Source organism: Lactobacillus hamsteri DSM 5661 = JCM 6256, assembly GCF_000615445.1.
Classification (GTDB): domain Bacteria; phylum Bacillota; class Bacilli; order Lactobacillales; family Lactobacillaceae; genus Lactobacillus; species Lactobacillus hamsteri.
In genome coordinates this window covers 1-26,397 of record NZ_BALY01000008.1, presented here as the reverse complement: position 1 = coordinate 26,397, position 26,397 = coordinate 1, and the positions used below count along the sequence as shown (strand labels likewise).

19 protein-coding genes, 5 tRNA genes, 1 pseudogene, 1 riboswitch and 1 other annotated feature are annotated in these 26,397 nt (G+C 35.7%); of the genes and pseudogenes, 5 read left to right on the top strand and 20 right to left on the bottom strand.

Annotated features, from left to right (window positions below; all coding sequences use genetic code 11):
* Positions 1 to 6: 6 nt before the first annotated feature.
* The 5 genes and pseudogenes from JCM6256_RS03370 to JCM6256_RS09570 form a co-directional block, all read right to left on the bottom strand.
* Positions 7 to 984 carry a 3'-5' exoribonuclease YhaM family protein gene (locus JCM6256_RS03370; RefSeq protein ID WP_025080401.1) on the bottom strand — a complete coding sequence of 326 codons (978 nt, stop codon included), beginning with the start codon at positions 982 to 984 and terminating at the stop codon, positions 7 to 9.
* Positions 984 to 3,485: an ATP-binding protein gene (locus JCM6256_RS03365; protein ID WP_025080400.1), complete on the bottom strand. Its 2,502-nt coding sequence runs from the start codon at positions 3,483 to 3,485 to the stop codon at positions 984 to 986. Before JCM6256_RS03365 ends, JCM6256_RS03370 begins: the two co-directional genes overlap by 1 nt.
* On the bottom strand, positions 3,466 to 4,686 hold the full coding sequence (locus JCM6256_RS03360) for a metallophosphoesterase family protein (protein WP_025080399.1): 1,221 nt from the start codon (positions 4,684 to 4,686) through the stop codon (positions 3,466 to 3,468). The genes JCM6256_RS03365 and JCM6256_RS03360 overlap by 20 nt, the downstream gene beginning before the upstream one ends.
* Before the next feature lie 5 nt (positions 4,687 to 4,691).
* Positions 4,692 to 5,042, bottom strand: a complete 351-nt coding sequence (locus JCM6256_RS03355) for a YlbF/YmcA family competence regulator (protein WP_025080398.1) — start codon at positions 5,040 to 5,042, stop codon at positions 4,692 to 4,694.
* Between the two features lie 24 nt (positions 5,043 to 5,066).
* Positions 5,067 to 7,129: pseudogene (locus tag JCM6256_RS09570) on the bottom strand (PBP1A family penicillin-binding protein).
* A gap of 89 nt (positions 7,130 to 7,218) precedes the next feature.
* On the opposite strand from JCM6256_RS09570, the gene JCM6256_RS03345 reads away from it, so the two are divergent.
* Both JCM6256_RS03345 and JCM6256_RS03340 read left to right on the top strand, forming a co-directional pair.
* Positions 7,219 to 8,076: an RluA family pseudouridine synthase gene (locus tag JCM6256_RS03345; protein WP_025080397.1), complete on the top strand. Its 858-nt coding sequence runs from the start codon at positions 7,219 to 7,221 to the stop codon at positions 8,074 to 8,076.
* 12 nt (positions 8,077 to 8,088) lie between these two features.
* Positions 8,089 to 8,901: a Cof-type HAD-IIB family hydrolase gene (locus tag JCM6256_RS03340; RefSeq protein ID WP_025080396.1), complete on the top strand. Its 813-nt coding sequence runs from the start codon at positions 8,089 to 8,091 to the stop codon at positions 8,899 to 8,901.
* Positions 8,902 to 8,973: 72 nt separating this feature from the next.
* Here the strand turns inward: JCM6256_RS03340 and JCM6256_RS03335 are convergent, their stop codons facing one another.
* The 5 genes from JCM6256_RS03335 to JCM6256_RS03315 all read right to left on the bottom strand — a co-directional run bounded on the left by JCM6256_RS03335 (position 8,974) and on the right by JCM6256_RS03315 (position 14,814).
* Positions 8,974 to 9,885, bottom strand: coding sequence for a ketose-bisphosphate aldolase (locus JCM6256_RS03335; RefSeq protein ID WP_025080395.1), 912 nt, complete (start codon positions 9,883 to 9,885; stop codon positions 8,974 to 8,976).
* Between the two features lie 117 nt (positions 9,886 to 10,002).
* Complete coding sequence (argS, locus tag JCM6256_RS03330; RefSeq protein ID WP_025080394.1) at positions 10,003 to 11,688, bottom strand: arginine--tRNA ligase; 1,686 nt, start codon at positions 11,686 to 11,688, stop codon at positions 10,003 to 10,005.
* Between the two features lie 261 nt (positions 11,689 to 11,949).
* Entirely contained in the window at positions 11,950 to 12,609 is a 660-nt protein-coding gene (locus JCM6256_RS03325; RefSeq protein ID WP_025080393.1) for a L,D-transpeptidase, read from the bottom strand.
* A 47-nt stretch (positions 12,610 to 12,656) separates the two neighbouring features.
* Entirely contained in the window at positions 12,657 to 13,511 is an 855-nt protein-coding gene (locus JCM6256_RS03320) for an NAD(P)H-hydrate dehydratase (protein WP_025080392.1), read from the bottom strand.
* A gap of 1 nt (position 13,512) precedes the next feature.
* Positions 13,513 to 14,814, bottom strand: a complete 1,302-nt coding sequence (locus JCM6256_RS03315; protein ID WP_025080391.1) for a serine hydrolase — start codon at positions 14,812 to 14,814, stop codon at positions 13,513 to 13,515.
* 104 nt (positions 14,815 to 14,918) lie between these two features.
* On the opposite strand from JCM6256_RS03315, the gene JCM6256_RS03310 reads away from it, so the two are divergent.
* Positions 14,919 to 15,002: transfer RNA gene (locus JCM6256_RS03310), tRNA-Leu, on the top strand.
* 83 nt (positions 15,003 to 15,085) lie between these two features.
* Positions 15,086 to 15,316 carry a PspC domain-containing protein gene (locus JCM6256_RS03305; RefSeq protein WP_025080390.1) on the top strand — a complete coding sequence of 77 codons (231 nt, stop codon included), beginning with the start codon at positions 15,086 to 15,088 and terminating at the stop codon, positions 15,314 to 15,316.
* Positions 15,317 to 15,368: 52 nt separating this feature from the next.
* Here JCM6256_RS03305 and JCM6256_RS03300 read toward each other — a convergent pair whose 3' ends face one another.
* The 4 genes from JCM6256_RS03300 to leuS form a co-directional block, all read right to left on the bottom strand.
* The gene (locus JCM6256_RS03300) at positions 15,369 to 16,238 is read right to left on the bottom strand and encodes a hypothetical protein (protein WP_025080389.1); all 870 of its coding nucleotides are present in this window, start codon (positions 16,236 to 16,238) and stop codon (positions 15,369 to 15,371) included.
* 568 nt (positions 16,239 to 16,806) lie between these two features.
* A complete protein-coding gene (locus JCM6256_RS03295; RefSeq protein WP_025080388.1) occupies positions 16,807 to 17,220 on the bottom strand; it encodes a cupin domain-containing protein in 414 nt (137 codons plus the stop codon).
* A 422-nt stretch (positions 17,221 to 17,642) separates the two neighbouring features.
* The gene (locus tag JCM6256_RS03285; RefSeq protein ID WP_025080387.1) at positions 17,643 to 19,292 is read right to left on the bottom strand and encodes a putative polysaccharide biosynthesis protein; all 1,650 of its coding nucleotides are present in this window, start codon (positions 19,290 to 19,292) and stop codon (positions 17,643 to 17,645) included.
* A gap of 100 nt (positions 19,293 to 19,392) precedes the next feature.
* Positions 19,393 to 21,807, bottom strand: a complete 2,415-nt coding sequence (gene leuS, locus JCM6256_RS03280; protein WP_025080386.1) for a leucine--tRNA ligase — start codon at positions 21,805 to 21,807, stop codon at positions 19,393 to 19,395.
* A gap of 41 nt (positions 21,808 to 21,848) precedes the next feature.
* Positions 21,849 to 22,036, bottom strand: a binding site (T-box leader).
* A 69-nt stretch (positions 22,037 to 22,105) separates the two neighbouring features.
* Between leuS and JCM6256_RS03275 the strand changes: the two genes are divergently transcribed.
* Positions 22,106 to 22,768: a phosphatase PAP2 family protein gene (locus tag JCM6256_RS03275; protein WP_025080385.1), complete on the top strand. Its 663-nt coding sequence runs from the start codon at positions 22,106 to 22,108 to the stop codon at positions 22,766 to 22,768.
* A 50-nt stretch (positions 22,769 to 22,818) separates the two neighbouring features.
* Here JCM6256_RS03275 and JCM6256_RS03270 read toward each other — a convergent pair whose 3' ends face one another.
* The 6 genes from JCM6256_RS03270 to JCM6256_RS03245 all read right to left on the bottom strand — a co-directional run bounded on the left by JCM6256_RS03270 (position 22,819) and on the right by JCM6256_RS03245 (position 26,394).
* The gene (locus JCM6256_RS03270) at positions 22,819 to 24,279 is read right to left on the bottom strand and encodes an MDR family MFS transporter (RefSeq protein WP_025080384.1); all 1,461 of its coding nucleotides are present in this window, start codon (positions 24,277 to 24,279) and stop codon (positions 22,819 to 22,821) included.
* 24 nt (positions 24,280 to 24,303) lie between these two features.
* Positions 24,304 to 25,503, bottom strand: coding sequence for a methionine adenosyltransferase (metK, locus tag JCM6256_RS03265; RefSeq protein ID WP_025080383.1), 1,200 nt, complete (start codon positions 25,501 to 25,503; stop codon positions 24,304 to 24,306).
* Positions 25,501 to 25,590: riboswitch (SMK box riboswitch) on the bottom strand. (Overlaps the previous gene by 3 nt.)
* A gap of 63 nt (positions 25,591 to 25,653) precedes the next feature.
* Positions 25,654 to 25,726: transfer RNA gene (locus JCM6256_RS03260), tRNA-Val, on the bottom strand.
* 4 nt (positions 25,727 to 25,730) lie between these two features.
* Positions 25,731 to 25,802, bottom strand: a tRNA-Glu gene (locus JCM6256_RS03255).
* 400 nt (positions 25,803 to 26,202) lie between these two features.
* Positions 26,203 to 26,275, bottom strand: a tRNA-Val gene (locus tag JCM6256_RS03250).
* A 28-nt stretch (positions 26,276 to 26,303) separates the two neighbouring features.
* Positions 26,304 to 26,394: transfer RNA gene (locus JCM6256_RS03245), tRNA-Ser, on the bottom strand.
* Positions 26,395 to 26,397 lie beyond the last annotated feature (3 nt).

The following is a 26,397-nucleotide window of genomic DNA, read 5'->3' as shown; positions in this document are numbered from 1 at the left end:
GATTTTTCATTCCAAATGTTTGGCATTATCTAATGGCTTATCATCTTTAGGACGATAATATCTTCTACCATCTTGACTAAGAAGCGGCTCAGTAAATGTTCCCGGCTTAGTATGTTGCAAAGAATTAGTAATTGCATATACAGCCGCATCCAAATCATCAATTCGGTGAAGCAACTCTGCTTCAAGAAGTTGTGGTAATTTTGGTGAACCATATTCAAACTTACCATGATGTGATAAAACCATGTGGCGAAGCAAAAGCAAATCTTCTGATCCAAGATCCAACTTCATATCTTGTGCAGCCATCATAATTTGTTCATCGATTAAAACCAAATGTCCAACTAAATTACCTTCAGAAGTATATTGAGTAGCAACCGAACCACTTAATTCAAGAACTTTTCCCATATCATGCAGAATGCAGCCTGCATATAAAAGCGAACGATTAACCTGCGCATAATTATCCGCCAAGCCTTTAGCATCCCTAAGCATTGATAAAGTATGAAAAGCAAGTCCGCCACGAACAGCATGGTGATTGCTTTTTCCTGCTGGATAATCAAAGAAACGCTTATCCCATTTTTTAAGCAAATATCTTACAATTCGATTCCATGTCGGATTCAAAATTTCAAAAACATATTTATTAATTTCTTCCTTCATGTCATCAATTCGTTCAGGTGCAGACTTAACAAATTGGCTTAAATCGTAACCTTCTTCTGGGCCTACTACTCTCAAAGAATAAATTTTAATTTGCGGACGGCCCTGATATTCTTCCCGTTTACCATTTAATTCAACAATTGAACCTGAAGAAAACATTTCCGCATCTGATTCATCAGCATCCCAGTAATTACCGCGTATTTCTCCAGAACCATCACTAAATTGCAAAACCAAAAAAAGCTTATCATTTTTAGTATGACGCAGTTGTGAGCTTTTAATCATCACAACTAAATCTAATTCTTCACCGTCATTATAATCTAACAAGCGCTTGAGCATTAATTGCTTCCTTTCTCAAAAGTTAATGGCTCTATCTTCATCTTTTCAACCAAATTCTTTTGAGCCGTAAATATCAAAACTTGATTGTGTTCACTAATCTTATTCAATAATTTTTCAATATAGCCAATTCGATGATCATCAAAATTAACAAAAGAGTCATCAATTAAAATCGGCAAATTAATTTTATCCTTAATTTGTTCAGCAAAGGCAAGCTTTAAGGCAAAATAAAGTTGTTCTGCCGTGCCACGTGATAAGTATTTAACCTCACGTTTTTTACCATCAGCACGTACAACCGTAATTTTTTTATCAAGCTGCAGATCAATATAACGTCCGCCCGTTAAAAGCTCAAAATATTCCCGAGCTGAAGCAAGCATTTTAGGGAAACGTTCATTGGAGGCAATATCTAAAGCTCGACTAATCCACTTTCCTGCCAATAAACTTGCTAAGTACTCTTTGCTGGCATTTTCAAATTGGGTTTCTGTATTGGCCAAATTTTGCTTAGCTTCAAAAACTACTGTTGAATCAGCAAGATTATTCATCTTTACTTGCAACTGCGCAACTTCGCTTTGCAATGAATTAATTTTAGCATTTTCTTGTGAAATTGTATTGGCAAGTTCATTTTGCTCTTGAACAAAATTTTCTTGATTTGTAGCAACTTTTTCTAACCGTGGCAATTGATCTTTTAAGCTATTTTCAAGAGTTTCAATTTTAGTTCTCAATTGAGTTTGTGCAAGCGACTCTTGATAGCGTTTATCATATTGATCAATTTTCTCAACATGATCATGAGCAAAAATCGCCTTTAACTGCAAATTTAATTCTTTTAACTTTTGTTCTTGAGTAGTTAAATTATTTTCTAAACCAGCTTTTTTGTCATTTGAATGACGAACCTGATCAATTTGATCATCCAAATCATCAATTGCATTTAGCATTTCATCGAAATTGGCAGAAATTGGCTTTTTAAGCGCATTTTTGATCAATGTGGCTAATTGGACAACTTTTGAATTTAAGTTTGCCATTTGTTCAGTATTTGCTTTTTCAGAGCTTTCTTGCAATTTATAGCGACTTAATTGGCTAGCTAAGTTTTTAAGATCTAAATCGCGCGGATCAAATTTATATTTTTGCTCAAAGTTACGATATTGTTCAGAAATCTTTTGTTGAACATGTTGCTTCTTTTTCTGCTCTTGGCTAATTTTCTTTTTTTGCATTATTCCATAAGCAGAAAGACCAATTCCTAAAATAAGCCCAATTAAGCCTTCTACTAAACTCGAAATCATCCAAATAATGCCAATAATTGTCAGAACCGCTCCAACAATGAGCCATATATTTGTAGCAGAATTATTCTCATCGCTAATTACCGTTGAATCATCTTTTGGCAAATTATTATAGTCATTCTTCATCTGCTTAAACTCAGTTTCAGACAAATCTAAACAATTTTCCAGATCAGGATTTAGGTTAATTAATTCCTGTTTTTCAATTTCAAATTGTTGAGCCTTTTGCATACAACTTTGATATTCGCTTTGCCATTGCAACAATTCCGAACGCTTTTGTACTAATTTTCTTGCTTGGTCATAGTCAAAATTCTGATTATCGCTTATTTGCTCAAGTTGAGTTTTTAAATTAGTAATATTTTCTTGTAAATTCTTACCTTGCGCAATTAAATTTTGTGCCTTTTGATAATTAGTACTATTAAATTCAACATCTTTAACTTGCGTGCGAAGATCTTGCAACTGCTTGTAATTTTCCAATTGCTTTTGCATATTGCTCAATTCTTGCGCTTTTTCCTGCAATTTTTGCAAAGCTTGTTGCTCTTGAACTAGTTCTTGATTCTTTTCATTAAAATCATGTTCAATCTCTTCATAATCTTGAAATTGCTTTTCCGAATCAGCTAATTGTTCACTTTGATCATCAATTTGTTTTAAAAGCTGATTTACTTCTGGCTTTTTACCCGTTTTCTTAAATAATCGCCCAGCATCTTTTTCAAAATCATCTCGCATCTGCAAAAGTTTGCTGCTATCGGCCGCACCCAGATAATAGATTCTTTCCAGCAAATCTGCTTGGCTTAAGCTAGCAACTTGCCCCAGCATATCCTGATTAAAAATGAAACTATCAGCATAAAAATTGCCATCAATATTTTGAATTTGATCAAAAAACAAATTTTCAGGAATAATCTGACCATCCTTTTTTACAGTCAAAATTCCGCGCCTAGTTTTATCTCCTTTAGCCCACAACCGTTCTAATTCAAAAGTACTACCATTTTCATCTTCGAAGAAAAGGGACCCACCCATAGGTGATACATGAGCCAGTGGCTTATAATCTTCAAAAAATGGCGATGAACTTGAACGCAGATAAAAGCCAAACATTACCTGCTTGATAAAAGCAACTGTCGTACTCTTTCCTGCCTCATTTTCACCAAAGAAAAGGTTAAGTTTTTCACTAGGCAAATCAAAAGTTAGATTTGAAAGTTGACCAAAGTTAATAATTTTAATTTGTTTCAGTCTCATCGCTAATCCCCTTCAGTTTACTTGCCATCTTTACCTTGGCTAACTCTTTAACTTCTGCTAAAAAATCAGGATTTTGGACTAAGGATTCCGTCAATTGACTCTTATTTGCCCAATCTTTACTTATTTTTTTTAACTCATCTAAGGTAAATATTTCGTTTTCTGCTCTTTCAAAAGCTTCCTGATCGCTATCATTAAGCCGAAGCTGATTATTGCTTTCTAAACGAACATCAACTAATTGTGAATCAAACGCAAGTTGCATTGAAATACTACGCCAAAAATCAGTATCTTGAACTAAATCCATCTCTTCTTCTGTTAAATATTGAGCACCAATTACGCGCAAGCTAAAGTAGGTTGATTGCTTGATATTATCGAGATTTTTCACAATTTTATCCTGAAGATCATTTTTACTTAGTTTTTGATCTAAAGTTACGCTTACTTCTTGCCAAATAATTGGGCTAGTTGAATAAAATGTGAGTTCTGTTTGCTTAGTTTGTTCATTAATCTCACCTAAATAACATCCCTTAGCCCCCATTTCATTAATATGACGGCCTTGAATATTACCTGGATAAACAATCCATGGCTTTTCGCTTAAAGTCTGACGCAGGTGAATATGACCTAAAGCAAAGTAATCATAATTTAATGCCTTTATTTCACTAACGGAAAATGGCGCGTAAACATTCTGGCTTGCAGTAGTAGTTTTTTCCTGCGCATGCATAATACCAAAAGTATAATCTTCACCATTTTGAGGAAACTCAGACATTTTGTCTTCTGTAATATGATTATTTAAATATGAGAAACCATTAACTTGGTAATTAAAACCATTTTTGCTGGTAAAATGTGCAGATTCTACTTCTTCATTATTTCCTAAAAGTTTGAAATATGGACTTGGTGCAACCAGTAAATCAGTCATTTTCATATGATCATGATTGCCAAAAATCATTACAACCTGAATTTGCGCATCCGTTAATCTTTTTATTTCTTTCGCAAAAAACAACTGGCTACGCGGACTAGGATGATTGCTATCAAAAGTATCGCCAGCAATTAAAACCAGATCAACATTTTCTTTTAAAGCAAGATCAACAATTTTAGTTAAAGATTGATCTGCTGCTTGGTAAATTTGATTAAATGCTTTAGATGGCAAAAAAGATAGCCCACGGAATGGACTATCTAAATGCGCATCAGCAAAATGAATAAATTTCATTCTCTTTATTTTCTAAGATCTGTGTAAAGATCGTTAATAGGACTAGTGAAAGCCTTTTGCACATCATCAATCAACTTGTAAAGACCTTGTTCAGCAGTCAAAAGCTTAACAATGTTGGCATCTTGTTGAACCTTGTCGCTTAAATCCTTATAACTTTCTTGAAGTTCTTTTGACAAAGGTTGACCACTTTGTTGAGCAGCCATAATTTGACCTTGGATTTCATCCATCTTCTTGAACATTGCTGAACTGTTTTCGTCTTCCTTAACAGCCTTAACTGCATCTTGCAATGCTGTGTATTCGGGGGTCTTCTTCAAGTCTTCTGCTAATTGGTTAGCTGAATCATAAACATTTACCATAAAAATAATGTTTCCTCTCTAAAATTAATTGCCAAAAAGGCCTTTAACGCTATTATACCATTCATTAAGCTTTTCTCCGGCAGAACCGATGCCTTTTTGCAATTTTTCTCCAAATCCATTTGTCCAATCTGAACTTGAACCATTCTGATTAATTAATTGACTTGGTGCCTTTTCCTTAAATTCTGTCTTGGCAGTATATGGCAAAATCCCTTCCATTTCCGCTTTGTACAACCTAGTAATACCGGTTTCCGAAACGCCATGCATGAAATGTTGCTCATTAGTACGATCATAGCCTACCCAAGTTGAAACGACAACATCAGGCGTATAACCCACAATCCATTGGTCTTTAGTACCAAAGCCATATGAATTTGGCACTTCCGTTGAGCCAGTTTTACCGGCAACTTCAAAGCCTGCTGGCTGAGCCGAACGTGCTGTTCCATTTCTGAAGACACCTAGCATCATCGTTGTCATTTCTTTAGCCGTGCTTGATGAAATAATTCGATGCGTACCTGGATTATTGTTTGCAGCTAAAACATTGCCGCTGGCATCAGTAATTTTAGTAATAAAGTAGGAACTATTAGGAAGATTGCCTTCATTGGCAAAAGCAGAATATGCACGAGCCATTTGAAGTGGTGAAACTCCCGTAGACACCCCACCTAAAGCCAAAGCTAAATTGCGGTCGCGTTTTGGCACAGAAATACCAAAGTTTTCTACAGATTGGACACCTTTGTTAACGCCAATTTTATCTAATAACCAAACTGCTGGCACGTTCTTACTTTCGGCCAAAGCTTCATACATTGGAATCTTGTTTGAATAGCCGTTGTCAACGTTATGTGGCTCATAGCCATTTTTACCAAATTTCTGTAATTTATTGGATAATTCAGAATCATAATGATAGCCTTCTTGAAGAGCCGGTGAATAAACAGCTAACGGCTTCATTGAAGATCCTGCTGACGTTTCATTTGAGTTGCTCTATTGTAGCCACGGAAAACATGCTTTCCACGTCCGCCTATAATTCCACGAACAGCACCAGTTTGCGGATCCATAGCAACGCTGGCACCTTGAACTTCCGTCCCATCAGCTGCGCCTTCTGGGAAAAGCCAACTTTGGTCAAAATTATTTTGCATATTTTGCTGGTAATTTTGATTCAAAGTTGTATATATCTTCAATCCCTTATTCATTACATCTTCTTCTTTTAAACCATAGCGATTAATTGCTTCATCAACTACAGCATCAAAGAAGTAAGGATAACGATAACCATCTTTATTTCTAAATGTATTTTGCAGAGCCAATCCTTGCTGTGAAGCTTCTTTAGCTTGCTCTTTTGTAATTTTGCCATTATCAGCCATGAGCTGCAAAACGACATTACGACGTGATAAGGCATTAGCCATATGATCGACAGGATTATAAAAACCTGGATTTCTTAAAATCCCAGCTAAAGTAGCGGCTTCACCAACCGTGACTTCACTGGCATTTTTACCGAAATATCTTCGACTGGCATCTTGCACGCCCCAAACACCATTGCCAAAATAAGCATTATTTAAATACATGGTTAAAATATCTTTTTTGGAATAAACGTGGTTGATCTCAATTGCGAAGAATAATTCCTCAAGTTTTCGAGAAAAAGTCTGTTGTTGCGTAAGCAAGGCATTCTTAGCTAATTGCTGAGTTAATGTCGAACCACCACCCGCAATCTGTCCACGGTGTATAATTAAACTTAATCCAGCTCTAGCCATGCCTTTCACACTAAAGCCCGGATTTTTCCAAAAAGTACGGTCTTCAGTTGATATTACGGCATTGCAGATATTTGGTGAAATTTTATCATATTCAACAAACGATCCCTTTTGCGAATAAAGCGAACCTGCTTTATTTCCTTTATAATCGTAGATTGTTGTAGTTGTTGACAAAGATGCTTTTAAATTTGAAATATTCGAAGTTTTTACTTTGATCGTATAATAACTACAAGTAAAAAGTACCAATGTCAAAATAATTAAAATGATCCAACGGCCAATAAAAAAGCGTTGGTCAATTCGATGCCAAAGGCTATCTTTTGATTGATTAAAATGCGATTGTCGCGATTCTGGCATAGACATGCTCCTTTTAAAACAACTAGTATTTTAACATATACAAAAGAATTAAATTTTATTTTGCCTATATTTTAAAAAATATCAAGATTATGACTTATAATTTTAAACTAATTTATCCAAAAAAACTTAAACCAACACCTGTAACTGATGTTTTACGTGATTTATTGATTCCAAGAAAATGGCGTCATTTATTGCGAATTAACAAACAAGTTACTGTAAACGGAAAATATCGTAACTTTAATGAATTGATTTATCCTAATGATAAAATTGAATTAAAAATTAATTTTGTTGATAGTCACCAGCAAGAATATCCGGCAAGCAAGCATTTGCCAGATGTTGTTTATGAAGATGATGATTTATTAGTAATAAACAAGAAAAAAGGACAAAAAACTCATCCCAATTTATTCGAATCGGATACTGCTTTGAATGATTGTGCAACTTATTTAGGAAAAAGTCCCTACATCGTGCATCGTTTAGATATGCTTACAGGGGGCCTGCTTTTAGTCGCAAAAAATCCTGCTGTTGTTCCTATTTTAAACCGTGAATTAACTACAAAAACTTTTCATCGTGAATATTTAGCAAAGGTTAATTTAAATAAAGATTTAGATAAGAACGGGACAATCTCTTTTGCAATTGGTCAAGATCCTAATGATCAAAGAAAGCGAATGGTTAGAGAAGACGGATTAAAAGCTGTGACTCATTATCAAGTAATCGAAAAAGACGATATCGAAAAGACAGCCTTACTAAAGATTAGTCTTGAAACAGGACGGACGCATCAAATTCGCGTCCATTTGGCCGCTATTGGTTGCCCAATCGTTGGCGATCCGCTTTATAATCCTAATTTTAAAGAAAGTGAAGAATTGCAATTAACTGCTTACGAGATGTCTCTAATCAAGCCTTATACTTTTTCAAGAATAACTATTCAACTACCTAAAAATGATTTCTAGAAAGGATTTCTTATGTCAAAAATTCCATTTAAAGCTGTTGTTACTGATATGGACGGCACATTTCTTAATTCAAAAAATGAGTACGATCATGCCTATTTTCAAAAAATATTAAAGCAATTAAAAGAAAATAATATTCACTTTATTGCCGCAAGTGGTCGGCCATTAGTTCGCTTGCGCAAAGATTTTGAAAATTATCGTGACCAGATTGACTTAATAGCCGATAATGGCAGTATTTTAGTTCGTGACAACAATATTATTAATAGCCATTATTTTTCTTATTATTCCAGCATCTATTTAATCAATTTTATTCAAGAAAATTTTCCAAATGTTTCAATGATTATTAAAGGCGTCAACCATACTTACATTAGTACTAACGCACCTGTTGAACTTAAAAAAGATGTTGTTTACTACTATTTAGATACGGTTATTCGTTTAAGAAATTTAAATGACATCCCTGCCAGTGAACGTGTAGAAATGATCAGCTTGACAGGTGAAGTTGATGCTAAAGAAATTGAGCAAAAATTTAATGCAAAAGCACCTTTCAAAATTCATGTTTCAGCTAGTGGCTATCAATTTGCGGATATTTTGCCGTATAGAATCAATAAAGCACACGCAATAAAATACTTTTTGCGATATTTCGACTTAACTCCAGATCAATTAATAGCATTTGGGGATGGCATGAATGACGCAGAAATGCTTAAACTAGCCAATTATAGTTATGCAATGGCAAATGCAGATCCTAAACTTAAAAAGATCGCTAAATATGAGGCACCAAGCAATAATGATAATGGCGTGCTTAGAACGTTAGAACAATATTTAAATTAATAAATACTAAACAAAAGTACAAAAAAAGCCCTAGGAAAAATCCTAGGACTTTTTGGTTTGTAAGATAGGTAATTATTCTTCGTTTAATGAGCTACGGTCGAATGATGCATCCTTAAGTTCGTCATCGATAGTCTTAGTACCCATCCAAGAAATCATTTCTTTCATCTTGGCAGTAATTGCTTCTGCACCTGGCAATAACAACTTACGTGGGTCGTAACCCTTGTTGCCCTTGTCAAGGTCCTTTTCAGCTTCGATGTACTTACGAGTAGCATCTTGGAATGCCAATTGGAATTCAGTGTTGATGTTAATCTTAGCAATACCGAGTGAAATAGCCTTTTCAATTTGGTCTTGAGGAATACCTGAACCACCGTGCAATACAAGTGGAGTTTCAGGAACTGCTTCAGCAATTTCCTTAAGACGGTCAAAGTTCAAGCCCTTCCAGTCTGCTGGGTAAACACCGTGGATGTTACCAATACCACAAGCAAGCTTGTCAACACCAGCTGCAACGAATGCCTTAGCATCTTCAACAGAAGCTAATTCACCGCCGCCTTGGTTTTCACCGATCTTACCAATTTCAGCTTCAACAGAAATACCACGTTCATGAGCCAACTTGATGATTTCCTTAGTCTTAGCTAAGTTCTCTTCAGTTGGAAGTGCGTGACCATCGAACATAACTGATGAGTAACCAAGAGCAATGCATTCCTTAGCAGATTCAAAGTCACCGTGGTCCAAGTTCAAAATAACTGGAACTGAGATGTTCATTGAATCCATTTGGTCAGCTACCATGTCCTTAACGAACTTGTAACCACCCATGTACTTAGCAGCACCAGTTGATACTTGAATCAACAATGGAGTTCTAGTTTCTTCAGCAGCACGTAATTCTGCACGAGTCCATTCCAAGTTGTTAGTGTTGTAAGCACCTACAGCGTAGTGGTTCTTACGAGCATCTTTAAAGATTTGATTACCGTTATCAAAATAAGCCATTAAAAAATACCTCCTAAATAATCTTACAAAGACATTGTACCCTTTTATGAAGTTTTGAACAATCTTTCCGTAAAATGTAAGCGCTATTAATTGATTTTCATTAATTAAAAAGCTATTTTACATTTCTTTAGGTGCATTAACGCCTAATAATCTAAGAGCTTCAGTTAAAACAATTGAAGTTGCTTGTACTAATGCTAATCTTGCACCGATCTTGTCATCATCAGTTAAGATCTTCACATTTGCGTAGTATTTGTTAAATTTCTTAGCCAAATCCAAAGCAAATTTAGCAATAATTGAAGGTTCAAATTTATCAGCACTTCTAGCAATAATTCTTGGGAAGTCAGCTAAATCCTTAGCAACTGCAAATGCCCAATCATCGTCTAAAGCAAAATTAGTTTCTGAAGGCTTCTTACCCATTGCAGCAGCCTTTCTAAGAACACTTTGAGCACGTGCGTTAGTGTATTGAACGTAAGGACCAGTGTCACCTTCAAAACGAACAACTTCTTCCAAGTCAAAGTCGAAGTTATCAAGACGATCATTTTTCAAATCGTGGAAGACAACAGCGCCAACACCGACATCGTGAGCAACTTGATCTTGATCAGCCAAGTCTGGGTTCTTTTCTTGAATTTGTTTCTTAGCTAAGCTAACAGCATCCTTCAAAACTTGATCAAGGAAAACAACGTTACCCTTTCTAGTTGAAAGTTTCTTTCCACCCTGGGTAATCAAACCAAATGGAATGTGGTGGATTTCATCTGACCAATCATAGCCCATCTTCTTAAGCACAGTCTTAAGTTCAACAAAGTGTTGAGCTTGTTCATTACCAACAACGTAAAGCATTTTAACGAAGTTGTATTCCTTCATACGCCATTCAGCAGCAGCCAAATCACGAGTCAAGTAGATTGAAGTACCATCTGACTTAACAATAATTGCTGGGTTTTCATCTTCACCCATGTCAACAACTTGTGCACCGCGTGATTCATGAAGTAAGCCTTTTTCCTTCAATTCATCAATAACTGGTTGCATCTTATCGTTAAAGAAAGCTTCACCATTGTATGAATCAAAAGTTACGCCAAGTTCCTTGTAAATACGCTTAAAGTCGGTAAGAGAAACTTCACGGAACCATTTCCAGAGCTTAACAGCTTCTGGATCGCCATCTTCAAGTTTCTTGAACCATTCACGACCTTCATTTTCAAGTTCAGGGTTATCTTCAGCTTCCTTGTGGAATCTTACGTAGTAATGGAAAAGATTCATAATAGGATCTTTTTTAACATCTTCTTCATTACCCCAATGCTTATAAGCAGCAATCAACTTACCAAACTGTGTGCCGTAGTCACCAAGATAGTTGATTTTAATTGGTGTGTAACCAACTTTTTCCATTGTCTTAGCAATTGAGTTACCAATAACAGTTGAACGAAGGTGGCCCATTGACATTGGCTTAGCAATGTTAGGAGAAGACATATCGATTGGAACATTACCTTCACCGATCTTTTGATCACCGTAATGTTCTTTTTCTGATAAAACACTCTTCAAAGTTGAAGAAACAAGCTTTTCGTGATCAATACTAAAGTTTACGTAAGGACCAACAGCTTGAATTTTAGCAAAATTATCACTAGAAATATTTTCCGCAATACCCTTGGCAATTTCTGCAGGATTCTTGTGCAAAGTCTTAGCTAAAATAAAGCATGGGAATGCATAGTCACCCATTTTCGCATTCTTAGGGCGTTCAATCAAAGCATTAATTTTTTCTTCAGGAAGATCAACTTGACTTGCGATCAACTTAACAACTTCTTGTTTAAAGTCCATTTCTTACTCCTTTTCATAAAAAAAGTCTCTTCCTACAAAACGTAGAAAGAGACGAGTTCTTACCCGCGGTACCACTCTAATTGATACAAAGTATCCGCTTATTTAATTATCTATTTTAACAGTTAGACACGCCTTCATAAGTTTTCCTACCTGACTTACACCAACTCAGATTCGCTAAAAAAGGAAAAATTATTACTACTTCTAACCTTTACTTAGCATGATTATAGCAGGTATTGGCTTACTTGGCTAATATTTTCTTTACTATTTATCTTTAATGACAACTTTGGTGCCAACTGGAACGTTTTCCATAAGCCATCTTGAATCAGGAACGCTTAAACGAATACAGCCATGCGAGCCTTGAGTTTTGCCCAATTTTTTAGCTTCTTTTAAATTATAACTGCCATCGGCTGAAGTAGGTACTGAGTGGAAAAGATAAACATTTTCATTTTTAGGGTCCCAACTAACCCAATTATTAGCACCTTCATTTAATTCTTGATTAAAGAAAGTATCGCCTTTGCCTTCTTGAATATGGAAAGTTCCTGTAGGAGTATCCGACTTGCCATTTTCATATTTTCCGGCAGTTGAAAGCATTGTATAAATAACTTTTTTATTTTTAATTACATATACGCGATTTCCTTTAAGAGAAACTCGTAATTCTAAGCCATTTTTACTATCAAGCTTGGGATGCTTCTTAGCTTCGCTCTTTTTATTCCAACTTCCTTCAGGTCTTAAATCCTTTGGATCTTTATAAGGCCGAGCAAGTTCAGCTGTACTTTTATTTTTATCTTTCTTTTTATTTACCTTAGCTTGCTTAGGATCATTCCGAAAAGATTCCTTAGGAATTGATATTTTTGCAATCAATACACAAAGGAGCAAACAAACTATGGCAATGATAACACCTTTTAAAACGCCCTTTTTCATTAATTTATCTCACACTCTGATTCTTAAGAATATCTAATCAGATTTTATCATTTTCCACTTTTAATAGCATTCTTTTTCATCAGTCTTGGTAATAATTTAGAAATCTCTGTAGGTTTAACCACATAATTTTCTTTATATAAAATATCACCGGCTAAAGAATGAATATAAACGGCTGCCAAAATTGTTTCAATACTTGGTCCAAATTGAGCAATAAAACCTCCAATAATTCCGGCCAAAGTATCGCCCATTCCACCTGTTGCCATACCTGGATTGCCGGCAGTATTTACATACACATTGCCATCTTCGCCATATACGTGCGTACGATTTGATTTCAAAATTAAAGTTGCATTGCCATTAGGAACTAATTGCTTTAGTGCCGCTTTGTTTGCTTTATCATCTTGAAAAGGAATACGAATCTGACTAACACGTTGCCATTCCATTTGGTGTGGCGTTAGCACGATATGCCCTGCATTTAACGGCATTAAATTTTTATCTTCACTAATTAAATCTAACGCACTGGCATCCAAAATTACGGTTTGCTTTTCATTTACATTGTCTCTGAGCATTTTAACAATGCCTTTAGCAAAGTCGCTTGTACCAAGTCCTGGGCCACACACGATGACATCCATTTTTTTAATTAAATCAGATAAATTTTTATTCCGCCAATCAATATACATAGCCTCTGGATCACGTGAATGAAGCGCTGTTAGATTAACTGAATGAGTTGCAACAGCCGTAAGACCTGCACCCGAATTAATGGCACCTTCTGTTGACATGATAATGGCGCCACCATAATTCTCGCTGCCACCAATTAACAGTATGCGTCCGTATTTACCTTTGTAACTATCGCTTTCTCTGACTTTAATAACCTTTTTTAAAATATCATCGGTAATTTCTGGCATCTTATTTTACTCCAGTAATCCAACGCCAAATTCTTACAAAGAAGTTTGCCTTACCATTACTTTGCAAAGCTTGTGCCTTTACGCGCATCCCATTAGGTTGATCAAGAGAAACTAATTCTTCATTACCTGACTTAAAAGTATATGACGTTACGGCTTGACCTTTTGAAATTGGCGCATTCGCAGATTTATTAGTTAAGCTAGCTGCAACTTGCTTGCCATCCATTGGATCCCAAAGAACAGTTTTACTCTTTAAGCCGACATTAGTTGATAAATCTTTTCCGTCCGCTACATGAACGCTTTCGGCATTCTTAAAAGTTGCTTTGCTATCTAAAACAATTGGACTATATTGCTTAAAAATATAATTCATTAACTTCTTAGTTTGAACAAAACGTGATGGATCAGTACCATCTTTATGCTTTGCACCCATTACAACAGTAATAAGACGAGCGCCACTACGCTTAATTGTTCCGATAAAGCAAGCACCTGCAGCATCAGTTGTTCCTGTCTTTAAGCCATCTACAGGGAAATTAGCATCATATTGTGATAAGCCTTTAAGCATCCAGTTAAAGTTAGCCATTTGTGTAGTCTTTTTACCATCTTTGAATGCCATATGAGCTACCTTAGTGGTATTTAAAACGCTTGGATATTCACTAAGAAGATGTTGGCCAATGATTGCCATATCCTTAGCTGACATTGTATTTTCAGCATTTTTATCTACGCCAGGATATGCATCTTTACCAAGGTTTCCATTTGGAAGACCACATACTGTATAAATTTCCGCATTATTGATATGCCATTTCTTTAATTGAGCACGCATTTGATCAACAAAGCTCTTTTGACTGCCAGCAACAGCCTTAGCTAAACACATTGCGGCACCATTAGCAGATTCAATTAAAGTTGCTTGATAAAGTTGTTTGATAGTATATGAATGTCCTAATTTTAAAGGAACGTTAGAATATTCTGTATTGTCAGCTACTTTTACAATTGCAGGAGTTGGCTCTACTTTCGTATTCCAAGAAATTTGCTTCTTCTTGATAGCTTCTAAAGTTAAATAAACAGTTACCAACTTAGTCATTGAAGCAATTGGCAAAGTCTTATTTGCATTTTTAGCATATAAAATTTGCCCAGTTTTGCTGTCAATAGCAATTGCAGACTTAACATCCAAATTTAATTGTGAGTCACGATATGTATCAGTTGCATCTGCATGAACGATTGCAGGTTCGGCCATTGCGCCACATGCTGCAAGAGACATAGCCGCAACTAACGCTATAGCTGCCTTTTTTACTTTTTTATGAAAAAACATCAAACCATCCTTTTAATTTTTATTATGCTTTTTAATTAAAGTAGTTTTTATGCTTACATTTTACCAAATATTTGGTATGATTATTCATGAATTGTGAATATTCTGCCCCGATGGCGGAATTGGCAGACGCGCAGCGTTCAGGTCGCTGTTCAGGAAACTGAGTGAAAGTTCGAACCTTTTTCGGGGCATAATTAAAACTAGCTATTAGGCTAGTTTTTTCTTTTTCATTCATGAAAATAGTATAATTTAAATAAGTTATGAGGTGATAATTATGCAAAAAAGATTAACCAAATCACGCAATAAAGTTTTTGCTGGGGTATTCGGCGGAATTGCGGAATACTTTAATTTAGATCCAGCTTGGGTAAGAATTATCGGGGCTGCCGTAATTATTTTTACTGGCTGTTTTCCAGGAACTTTGCTTTACATCATCGCAGCTATTGTTATGCCAGAATCTGGTAGCTCTAGCAATGTAATGGATGGAAAATTCGATAAAAAAGAATAGTTTATATACAAAAATAGAGTCCATATGGGACTCCATTTTTCATTACTTCAAACTAATTATTCTTTAATTGATTTTCTAAATCTGCTTTAGTTTGTTCAATATCGTTCTTAGCCTGAGTATTCATATCATTGAAATTCTTAACACTAGCTTCATAAGCTTTTTGGTCAGGAATTTGTGCACCTTGATCATCTAAAGTTACATTATCAGCTGAAATAATAATACGTTGATTATTATTAATAGTTGCAAAGTAGGCTGTAACTGAACCGTTATTGTTAGTCAAAATATCATTAGTTTTGAAAATAACTGCTACTTGTGTACCGCTTGGCAACTTACTTGAATTTTGATTAAGTTTACCGTTATCGTCAATAGTCCAATATTGTGCTTCTGAGCTAGTTTTAGCTGCGTAAGTCTTTGGCTTAACATTTTCTAATTGTGCTTGCCAATTATTTACCTTTGCCTTAAGAGTGTCATTAGCTGCATCAATTTTAGCTTTTTGTTTAGCTTGTGCTTTTTTAATAATAGAGTTAAGAGTTGGTACCTTCTTTTTACTGATACATCTAGCATCCTTAGCTCTTACAGCATAATTTCCACCAATGTAGTAATATGTTACCTTTTTATACTTAGTTGACCAAATTGCAGGTGATTGACCGCCTCTAAGTGAAAGTTTCTTGCCTTTCTTAGTTAATCTAGAAACTTTAGAAACCTTGTTATTCTTAATAGTAACCTTATATGCTGGAGCACCAGCTTTAATACTAATTGTGGCATATTTAGAGGTCTTCTTTGATTTCTTTGACTTCTTAGCTTTTTTAGTAGTCTTCTTAGTTGCAGCTTGTGCTACAGGAGCATTGCTTAACACTTCAACTCCAGTTCCCGTTAACAATGCGACAGCTGCTAAAGCAGTAAATAGTTTATTCTTTCTCATAATCTAACACGTCCTTATTCGACTCTAATTTATATATCTGCGTTTAATGATAACCCACTTTTTAGATATAATCCAAGTTTTTAATTCAAAAGTAAAAAATCAATGAGAATAACTAAATTTTAAGTTATCCACAGGATGAGAAACATTTTTGCGATTTATATTTAAATATGATAGCGATTTCTTCACTTTAGCATAAACAATAGCATTATCAAAACTTGTGAAACTACCATTACAGATAGCACTGAGGGCATTTTGCACATCTATTATTAATATTTTTTCAAAAAGAGCAATTGCTTTATTTTTATTTATAATATTTATATGTCATTATTCTGTATTTAAGGTACTATATAAATGTAGGATTTTCCTACATTGATTAACTTATATAATTTTGTAGCATTCTATTACGCTGAAAAATAGAATGTTAAATAAATTATTACATTTGTATCTGTATTTCTATGGTCACTTAGGTTAGCTGAAGACTTAAGTGACCTTTTTTATTTAATATATAATTTCTAAAAAAAGCTAGTTTTCTTAATAAAAGAAAACTAGCCTATTAACTTATTTATTTTTACTTCAACTTGTTATATTCTTCATCACTAACTGGACCATACCAAGTAGTCTTGCCTTCACCAGACATAATTGCTAAGTGAGCAAACCAAGAATCCTTAGTTGCACCATGCCAGTGCTTAGTATTTGGATCAACAATAACAACATCGCCAGGTTCAAGCTTACGAGCTGGTTTGCCTTCTTCTTGGTACCAACCTTCTCCCGCAACGGCAATTAAAATTTGAACATTTTCATGTTCATGCCAATTGTTACGGCATCCCGGTTCAAAAGTTACATTTGAGACATTGGTCTTGGCTGCATCGCTTGAGGCTAAACCTTTAAGATAACTCTTTCCAATAAAGTATTTTGCATAAGCATCATTAGCATCCCCAAAACCAAAGACACTATTTTTTACTACTTCTTCATTCTTCGCCATAATTAATTTCTCCTTCTCTACTTTATTTCGTTACCTTAATTTTAAAATGCCAATCATAATTTTTGAAATATTCATTTCTACTAGCAAACCATAACCAATGCTTATATTGAAAATGTTATAATTAAGTTCCTTGGCAGGGGCGAATAAGACAGTCTGATCTTCATTCTATCTTATTTTTTCGACTCAAGAAAGCGCTTCCTTTATTTACGGAATCATGTTATATTGTAAGTGAAGAAACATACATGATCTCGAAGGAGATGCTTTAAAATGATGGCAACAATTATTGGCAGCACTTTTTTGGCAATTGAATTAATCGGTGTATTCATCTTAGCATGCATTAATCCAAATTAATTTTTAAACTTCTATTATTAACTATTCAAAATACAAATTAAAAAAGCAGGACAATTGTCCTGCTTTTTCTTTTACACTCTAATGTGCAATTTATTTAAAATTTGTTCAACCTTATTACCCATAATCTTTTGTGCAAGTTGCGTTTTAAGACTTACGATGCCATAGAAAATTGCTCCCGCTAAGACTGCAATAATAACAATTGTTAAAGCAGGAAAACGACGTTCTGGGCTCAAGAAAAGCATTAAAACTTTTTCTACAGCCTCTACTACTAGGAACATTCCAATTGAAAAAGCGGTAATCCCGACAAATCTACGACCTGTCCGGCCAATCTTAAAGCGATATTTTGTATCTAAGTGTTTAATCGCTAAGAAAATAATTATGAGCATTCCCAAATTGGTAGATAAAAGCGGTCCGTAAACTTTAAATAAATAAATCATTGGGAATTGGAAAACAGCTTTGATTATTAAACCCAAAATTAAATACTTAATTGCAAGACCGTTTTCAGATAGTCCTTGCAAAATTGCCATCAAAACAGTAAACAAGCCTAAACTGATTGCAGTAAATGATGACAAGTATAAAACGCTGGAACCCAATGGATCATAACTATAAAAGACTGTATAAATTGGCGTAGCAATTGCAGCCATACCAAATGATGCTGGCACCATTATAAAAAGGAATAAATCAAGAGTATTGCTGATTTGCTTAGAAATACTCTTATAGTCACCTTGCGTATGTGCTGCTGACAAAAGCGGAATTGCTGTTACTGCCATCGCACTAGCAAGAGAAACAATAATCATAATTAATTTATTCGCATTAAGTGAAAATAATGCGTACCAACCTTCAATTGTATCTGTACTTGCATTTACTAATTGCGCAATCATTGGATGGAATGTGTATTGGTCAATCAAGTAGAACAACTGAATTCCAGAATCAATAATGATAAATGGAATCGCTTGTTCAATAATTTCTGCAAATAAGCTACTAGTAGAAACTTTTATTTGATTATTAGAATTTTCAACTAGATAATCCAATTTACTTTTTCTAGCCAATAAAAACCAAACTAAGACGCCAATCCCAAAAATTGCTCCAACTGCCGCAGCTAAATTGGATTGAATAACCGCATGAACATAAGAACCATGTTGCATTTGCATAATTACAAAAGCTGTAAGAAGCATCCAAACAACTCTGGCAAGTTGTTCAACAAATTGCGACATAGCTGACGGCATCATATCTGCGTATCCTTGGAAATAACCACGAATAATACTCAAAATTGGAATAATCAAGATCGCAAACGACAAACTTCGCATTACAGCTACTTGTCGCGGATCACTTTGACTACCATTTGATGCAAGAATCGGTGATGCAAAATACATAATCGCTGCGGAAACAATTCCTAGAATTGCCATCAGCAACAATCCACGCTTAAATAATTTCCGCCCTATTCCATATTCGTTTAAAGCGTTATATTTAGCAACCTGCTTAGCAATTGCTCCCGGAATACCTGCTGTAGAAATTAAAATGAAAATACTGTAAATGTTATAACTTCTTGCGGTTAAAGCATTCGCAATATTACCGTAATTTCCCATCCAAGCGTACCAAGGAATAATATAAAGCGCACCTAGAATACGAGAAGCAATCGACCCAAAGGTCATCCACGCCGAGCCCTTTATAAAGGTATCTTGTGTATTATTACTTTCTAAATTATTTTCATTTTCTACCATTTAATTCAATTTTCCCATATTAAAGTACCGACTAATCTATTTTGATATTTTATTTAACAAGAAACAATGAAGCTACTTGTTATTTTAGGAAAAATTAAACTTATTTGGCAACAATGTTAACAATCTTATTTGGAATTACGATAACTTTCTTAACGTCTTTTCCTTCCAAGAACTTTTGAACGTGAGGCAAAGCCATTGCTTGTTCTTGCAATTTATCCTTATCAGTATCTTTGCCAGCTTGGAATTTACCACGAAGCTTACCGTTAACTTGAACCATAATTTCTACAGTAGATTCAACGAGCTTAGCTGGATCATACTTAGGCCATTCAGCGTATGTGATTGATTCATCATGACCAAAGACTGACCAAATTTCTTCCATCATATGTGGAGCTACTGGTGCCAAAAGTTTTACGAAACCTTCTGCGTATTCACGAGGAATAGATTTAGCCTTTTGTGCAGCGTTGGCAAAGACCATCATTTGACTGATTGCAGTGTTGAAGTGAAGTGCATCAAAGTCTTCAGTAACCTTCTTAACAGTTTCGTTATAAACTTTATCAAGTTCGCCATCATTTTCATCAACGATCTTTTCTTGAGGAATTGCCTTTAAGTCAAGATCGTTAACCATCATGCGCCATACACGGTCTAAGAACTTCTTAGTTGAAGCTGGACCGTTGTCATCCCAGTCAATTGAAGCATCAAGAGGACCCATGAACATTTCGTACATTCTAAGTGAGTCTGCACCGAATTCATCAATAACATCATCTGGGTTAACAACGTTACCTCTAGACTTAGACATCTTTTCGTGGTCTTTCAAGATCAAGCCTTGGTTGTATAAACGTTCAAATGGTTCCTTAGTTGGAACAACACCTAAGTCGTAAAGAACCTTGTGCCAGAATCTAGCGTAAAGAAGGTGACGAACAGCATGTTCTGCACCACCAATGTAAAGATCAACTGGAAGCCATTCCTTAAGCAAGTCGTAATCAGCTAATTCTTTATCATTGTGTGGATCAACATAACGAAGGTAATACCATGATGAACCTGCCCAGTTAGGCATAGTGTTAGTTTCACGCTTACCTTTACGGCCATTTTCGTCAACAACATTTACCCAATCAGTCAAGTTAGCTAATGGTGATTCTGGAGTACCTGAAGGCTTAATGTTAGTTGCATGTGGCAAACGAAGTGGAAGTTCGTCTTCAGGAACTAATGATGTGGTACCATCTTCCCAATGAATAACTGGAATTGGTTCACCCCAGTAACGTTGACGGCTGAAGTCCCAGTCACGAAGTTTGTAGTTAACTTTCTTCTTACCACAGTTATGGTCTTCAAGCCATTCAATCATGCGCTTCTTAGCTTCTTCATTGCCTAACCCATCTAAGAATTCAGAGTTAACGTGTTTACCATCACCAGTGAAAGCTTCTTTTTCAAGATTGCCACCTTCGATAACACGATTAATTGGCAAATCAAATTTTGAAGCAAAGGCATAATCACGATCATCATGAGCCGGAACAGCCATAACTGCACCTGTACCGTAACTTGCTAAAACGTAATCAGAAATCCAAATTGGAACTTCCTTGCCATTTACTGGATTAATTGCGTAAGCACCAGTAAATACACCTGTCTTATCCTTGTTAAGATCAGTTCTTTCAAGGTCAGACTTGGATTCAATCTTCTTGATGTAAGCATCAACAGCTTCTTTTTGTTCAGGAGTAGTAATTTCTTGAACTAATTTGCTTTCTGGAGCTAAAACAGTGTAGCTTACGCCAAACAAAGTATCTGGGCGCGTAGTAAAGACATCAAAAGTCTTGTCGCTATCCTTAACTTTGAAAGTAACTTGTGCACCTTCTGAACGACCGATCCAGTTACGTTGCATTTCCTTAACAGGTTCTGGCCAGTCTAAATCATCCAAGTCTTCAAGCAATCTATCAGCATAAGCAGTCATTTTAAGCATCCATTGCTTCATGTTACGACGATATACTGGATAGCCACCACGTTCGGTCTTACCATCAACAATTTCTTCATTTGCGACAACAGTACCAAGGTCTGGTGACCAGTTTACAGGAACTTCAGCTTCATAAGCTAAGCCCTTCTTGTACATTTGTTCAAATACCCATTGAGTCCACTTGTAGTAATTTGGATCACTAGTTGTAATTTCACGATCCCAATCATAAGAAAAGCCCAACTTATTAAGTTGCTTTTTAAAGTTAGCAATATTTTGCTTAGTAACAACTTCTGGATCTTCACCAGTCTTCAAAGCATATTGTTCAGTTGGAAGACCAAATGCATCCCAACCCATTGGGTGAAGAACATTGTAGCCTTGCGCACGCTTCATTCTGGAAACAATATCAGTAGCTGTATAACCTTCTGGGTGACCTACGTGAAGTCCTTTACCAGATGGAAATGGGAACATATCTAATGCATAATAATTTTTCTTCTTGGGATCTGTGCCAGTCTTAAAAGTATCATGCTTAGCCCAATAATCTTGCCATTTCTTTTCAACAACTTTATGGTTGTACATATAATCCTCTTTCTAAAATAAAAAAGTCCTATGACTAAAAATCATAGGACGAAATAATCGCGGTACCACCTAAGTTCCACATAAAATGTGACACTTAATTGCTCCTTAACGCGGATGGCAAAACGATAGGTTTCTCTACGCAGGACAAGTTCGCAATTAATTTTAAGGCTTCGCAGCTACCAGCCTCTCTCTGAAAAAATATCTTTTGCTACTACTTCCTGACCTTTATTTTCTTATGGTTAATGATTATAATTTATCACAAATGCTAAAAATTACAAGATAAAGAGGAGAAGATCTTTTGATAAATACAAAAAGACCGCCAAAAGATACTCTGCTTCCTGGAGCTATCTTTACGTTAATTTACGTTGTTTGGGCGATGCTCGTTTCTAGCAATTCTCGGTTTATTCAATCATTTGATAAAACTATTATCGGCATTGTATGTAATAACAATCCTGCTAATATTGCTTTTGCTAGAACTTTTACTGTTTTGGGAAACACAAGCACAATTGTTGTTGAAACGGTCATTCTATTTATTATTTTAATTGTTTTTAAACAATATGCTTATGCTTGGTTCACAGCAGGTACAATGGCAGCCGCAAATGGTTACAATTGGATTTTAAAACATGCAGTTGAACGTGCTCGTCCTACAGTTCACCACTTAGTTTACGCAGATGGTTTTAGTTTTCCTTCTGGTCACTCAGTCGGAAGCGCTGCTTTGTTCGGCGTTTTAATTATCCTAACTTTGCTTTTAATTAAAAGCAAAGGATGGAAGACTATCTTAGTTATTATTTGGTGCTTATTCCCACTAACTATCGGCTATACAAGAATGTTCCTACATGTTCATTACCCATCAGACGTTGTTGGTGGCTGGCTAGGCGGAATTACATTTGTATTATTAGGTTATTCAATCTTATATCACTATTACATTGAACCAGAAATGATGAATCATCATCAATCATAATAGTAAACAAAAAGCTCAAGTTCGTATGAACTTGAGCTTTTATTTTTACCTTAATCAGAGAATTTTTGATTATCTTTATAAATTCTGTTAAGGATGATTGAAATAATAATCACTACCAAGGAAACAACATAAACTCCTTTTAAACCGCTATGAAGTACTTGGCGAAGTTGTGGAATTAAAGCATCTGGAAGCGACTTAGCCTTTTCAGCTGAAACAATTTTATTCATCATTCCTTGGGTAAGGTTTGAATGCCGTGACAAATGATGAGCAACAATTGAATTGAACACAATACCATAAATCGAAACCATCATTGTTTGACCAAGATATTTCATCAAAGTATTAAAACTCGTTGCCACACCAATTTCATCTTTGCTTACCAAAACTTGCGAACGAACCTGTGAAGCAGTCGTAATTGCACCAAAGGCCGTACCGTTAAAGGCAGCAATCAAACAAAATACCCAAAATGGCGTATAAGTTGGAACTAAGATCAATGCTAGATCTGCCAATACCAAGATCAGCAACATATAGTCATAAGTTCGCTTAATTCCCCAGCGACCTAACATGCCACCGATTAAGAATGAACCAACAATCCACATTAATGAACTAGGCGTTACTGCAAATCCTGCTAGAGATGCATTGGTTCCATTAATTCCCTGCATCCAGGTTGGAATATAGAATTCAAACCCAATAACAACACCTGAAATTAAAAGTGTAATTAGATTAATTGCTAAGAACTCACGGCTTTTTAGCATGCTGAGCGGCATAATTGGGTCTTCTGCGCGTTTTTCCACTCTGAAGAAGATAATTATAGATGCAACGATTAAAAGCCCTAAGACAGCCATTATGAGCAAGCTGACATTTGCATCTAAGTTTTGCAAAAAGATCATTAATGATAATAAGAAAACCATTAACCAAACTGTACCTTGCAAATCGAGCTTAGATTTTGAATCATGCTTCGGTTCTTTGAGGAAAAATACAACCAATAAAAAGGCAATTATTCCAATTGGAACATTAATATAAAATACCCAGTGCCAAGAAAGGTGTTGAACAATAAAACCACCTAAAAGTGGTGCAATAACTGAGGCTACTCCCCAAAATCCTGAGTTAAGCCCCAACATCTTGGCTCTTTTTTGCAATTTATATAAATCTGCAATTATTGTAACGGCAACCGGCTGAACAGCTCCTGACCCTAAACCTTGAATTACTCTGAATATAATCAATTCCATCATATTTTGAGCTAACCCACATAATGATGAACCAACTACAAAAAGTGCAATTCCAAACAAAAAAACTGGCTTTCGCCCAATGCTATCAGCCAGTTTTCCATAGAGTGGAGTTGAGACTGCAGTCATTAGTAAGAAAACTGAAACTACCCAGTTCATAATTTCCAAACCATCTAAATCAGAAACAATAGTTGGCATCGCTGTCGACACAATCGTTCCTTCAATCGCAGTCATGAAGGTTGTCATAAAAATTGCAAGCGTGACGATAGACACGTTTGTTTTTTTCATTACTTACTCCCTCTTCTTTTTTATTTACTTGTGTTCATTAACATAATCGGTTAATTCTTGAACCTTATCAGTCTTTTCCCATGGCAAATCAATATCAGTTCTACCGAAGTGACCATAAGCAGCTGTTTGTTCATAAATTGGTCGACGTAAGTTAAGCATCTCAATAATACCTGCTGGACGCAAGTCAAAGGTATGACGAACTGCTTCAGTTAAAAGCTCATCGTCAACTTTACCAGTGCCGGCAGTATCAATCATAACTGAAACTGGATGAGCAACACCAATAGCGTAGGCAAGTTGAACTTCACAACGATATGCCAAACCTGCAGCAACAATGTTTTTAGCAACATAACGAGCTGCATAAGATGCTGAACGGTCAACCTTTGTAGGATCCTTGCCTGAGAAGGCACCACCACCGTGACGAGCATATCCACCGTAAGTATCAACAATAATCTTACGACCAGTTAAGCCTGAGTCACCCTTTGGACCACCGATAACAAAACGGCCAGATGGATTAATTAAATACTTAGTTTCATCATCTAAGTATTTTGCAGGAATAACTTCCTTAATGACCAAATCAATCATTGCACGACGAATTTCTTCATTAGAAACTTCCGCATCAGTTTGAGTAGAAATAACGACTGTATCTACACGTTTTGGTTTGTCATTTTCATCATATTCAACAGTAACTTGCGCCTTAGCATCTGGACGAAGCCAATCAAGTGTACCATCTTTTCTAAGTGAAGCCACTCTTCTCATCAAGCGGTGAGAAAGTGAAATTGGCAATGGCATTAATTCTGGTGTTTCCTTAATAGCAAAACCAAACATCAAGCCTTGATCACCAGCACCAATTTGATCTAATTTATCTTTATTTGATGAGTTTTCTCTCATTTCTAAAGATTCATCAACACCGCCGGCAATATCTGGAGATTGTTCATCAATATCTACCAATACTGCACAGTTATTTCCGTCAAAACCCAATTCTGGACGATCATAACCAATTTTAAGAACGGTCTTACGCACAACATTTTGAATATCAACATAAGCATTAGTTGAAATTTCACCAAATACGTAAACCATACCTGTAGTAACAATGGTTTCGCAGGCTACATGAGAATTAGGATCCTTCTCTAATAGTGCGTCCAAAATGGCATCAGAAATTTGGTCAGCAACCTTATCTGGATGCCCTTCAGAAACTGATTCTGAAGTAAACAAACGTTTTTCCATAATAGTCCCCCTATATAGACAATAGCTATTCGGTTACAAGGCATCTCCATCAAAAAACGATGGATCCTATCAGGACCTGAACCGATTAATAAAATTCGTTCTCCCTAAGGTATAAAAAAAGACTACCGAGAATCGGTAGTCTTAGAACGATGGAGGATACAGGGCTCGAACCTGTGACCTCCTGCTTGTAAGGCAGATGCTCTCCCAGCTGAGCTAATCCTCCATAATGACCCGTACGGGATTTGAACCCATGTTACGGCCGTGAAAGGGCCGTGTCTTAACCGCTTGACCAACGGGTCATACTTTCAAATTGCTTTATTAACTCAAAGCACGTTTATTATAATAACTTAAGAAGTTGATGTTGTCAACTCTTTTTTTAAATTATTTTAGAACTTGATTTCTTAAGCTTTATCGAGATCTCTCACCCGACAACGTTATTTATAATACAGGATAAAATAAGATAATGCAAGTGAATTTTTCGTTTTTTTTATTTTTACTAAAAGTTCTTATAAAGTTTGATATGAAAAGACTTAAAACGAATTATTTTTAATATTTAAATCTAAAAATTAAGATGAACTTCTGATTTCTTAAAGTTTCAATCCGAAATATCTAATCTATTACACGAGATGAATTTCGAAATAATAAAAAAGAAGGGTTAATCCCTTCTTCTCTACAATATACAAAATTGAAAATAAAAAATGGAGGATACAGGGCTCGAACCTGTGACCTCCTGCTTGTAAGGCAGATGCTCTCCCAGCTGAGCTAATCCTCCAACACTTGAACTAAAACGTTCAGTTCAACGGAGTCTGAGGGATTTGAACCCTCGATACAGGATTAAACCCGTATACATGATTTCCAATCATGCTCCTTAAGCCACTCGGACAAGACTCCATC

What these genes read in the sequence shown, in the direction of transcription:
- JCM6256_RS03370 (WP_025080401.1), bottom strand. Translation starts at nt 984, where the DNA reads ATGCTCAAGCGCTTGTTAGATTATAATGACGGTGAAGAATTAGATTTA.
- JCM6256_RS03365 (WP_025080400.1), bottom strand. Translation starts at nt 3,485, where the DNA reads ATGAGACTGAAACAAATTAAAATTATTAACTTTGGTCAACTTTCAAAT.
- JCM6256_RS03360 (WP_025080399.1), bottom strand. Translation starts at nt 4,686, where the DNA reads ATGAAATTTATTCATTTTGCTGATGCGCATTTAGATAGTCCATTCCGT.
- JCM6256_RS03355 (WP_025080398.1), bottom strand. Translation starts at nt 5,042, where the DNA reads ATGGTAAATGTTTATGATTCAGCTAACCAATTAGCAGAAGACTTGAAG.
- JCM6256_RS03345 (WP_025080397.1), top strand. Translation starts at nt 7,219, where the DNA reads ATGACTTATAATTTTAAACTAATTTATCCAAAAAAACTTAAACCAACA.
- JCM6256_RS03340 (WP_025080396.1), top strand. Translation starts at nt 8,089, where the DNA reads ATGTCAAAAATTCCATTTAAAGCTGTTGTTACTGATATGGACGGCACA.
- JCM6256_RS03335 (WP_025080395.1), bottom strand. Translation starts at nt 9,885, where the DNA reads ATGGCTTATTTTGATAACGGTAATCAAATCTTTAAAGATGCTCGTAAG.
- argS (WP_025080394.1), bottom strand. Translation starts at nt 11,688, where the DNA reads ATGGACTTTAAACAAGAAGTTGTTAAGTTGATCGCAAGTCAAGTTGAT.
- JCM6256_RS03325 (WP_025080393.1), bottom strand. Translation starts at nt 12,609, where the DNA reads ATGAAAAAGGGCGTTTTAAAAGGTGTTATCATTGCCATAGTTTGTTTG.
- JCM6256_RS03320 (WP_025080392.1), bottom strand. Translation starts at nt 13,511, where the DNA reads ATGCCAGAAATTACCGATGATATTTTAAAAAAGGTTATTAAAGTCAGA.
- JCM6256_RS03315 (WP_025080391.1), bottom strand. Translation starts at nt 14,814, where the DNA reads ATGTTTTTTCATAAAAAAGTAAAAAAGGCAGCTATAGCGTTAGTTGCG.
- JCM6256_RS03305 (WP_025080390.1), top strand. Translation starts at nt 15,086, where the DNA reads ATGCAAAAAAGATTAACCAAATCACGCAATAAAGTTTTTGCTGGGGTA.
- JCM6256_RS03300 (WP_025080389.1), bottom strand. Translation starts at nt 16,238, where the DNA reads ATGAGAAAGAATAAACTATTTACTGCTTTAGCAGCTGTCGCATTGTTA.
- JCM6256_RS03295 (WP_025080388.1), bottom strand. Translation starts at nt 17,220, where the DNA reads ATGGCGAAGAATGAAGAAGTAGTAAAAAATAGTGTCTTTGGTTTTGGG.
- JCM6256_RS03285 (WP_025080387.1), bottom strand. Translation starts at nt 19,292, where the DNA reads ATGGTAGAAAATGAAAATAATTTAGAAAGTAATAATACACAAGATACC.
- leuS (WP_025080386.1), bottom strand. Translation starts at nt 21,807, where the DNA reads ATGTACAACCATAAAGTTGTTGAAAAGAAATGGCAAGATTATTGGGCT.
- JCM6256_RS03270 (WP_025080384.1), bottom strand. Translation starts at nt 24,279, where the DNA reads ATGAAAAAAACAAACGTGTCTATCGTCACGCTTGCAATTTTTATGACA.
- metK (WP_025080383.1), bottom strand. Translation starts at nt 25,503, where the DNA reads ATGGAAAAACGTTTGTTTACTTCAGAATCAGTTTCTGAAGGGCATCCA.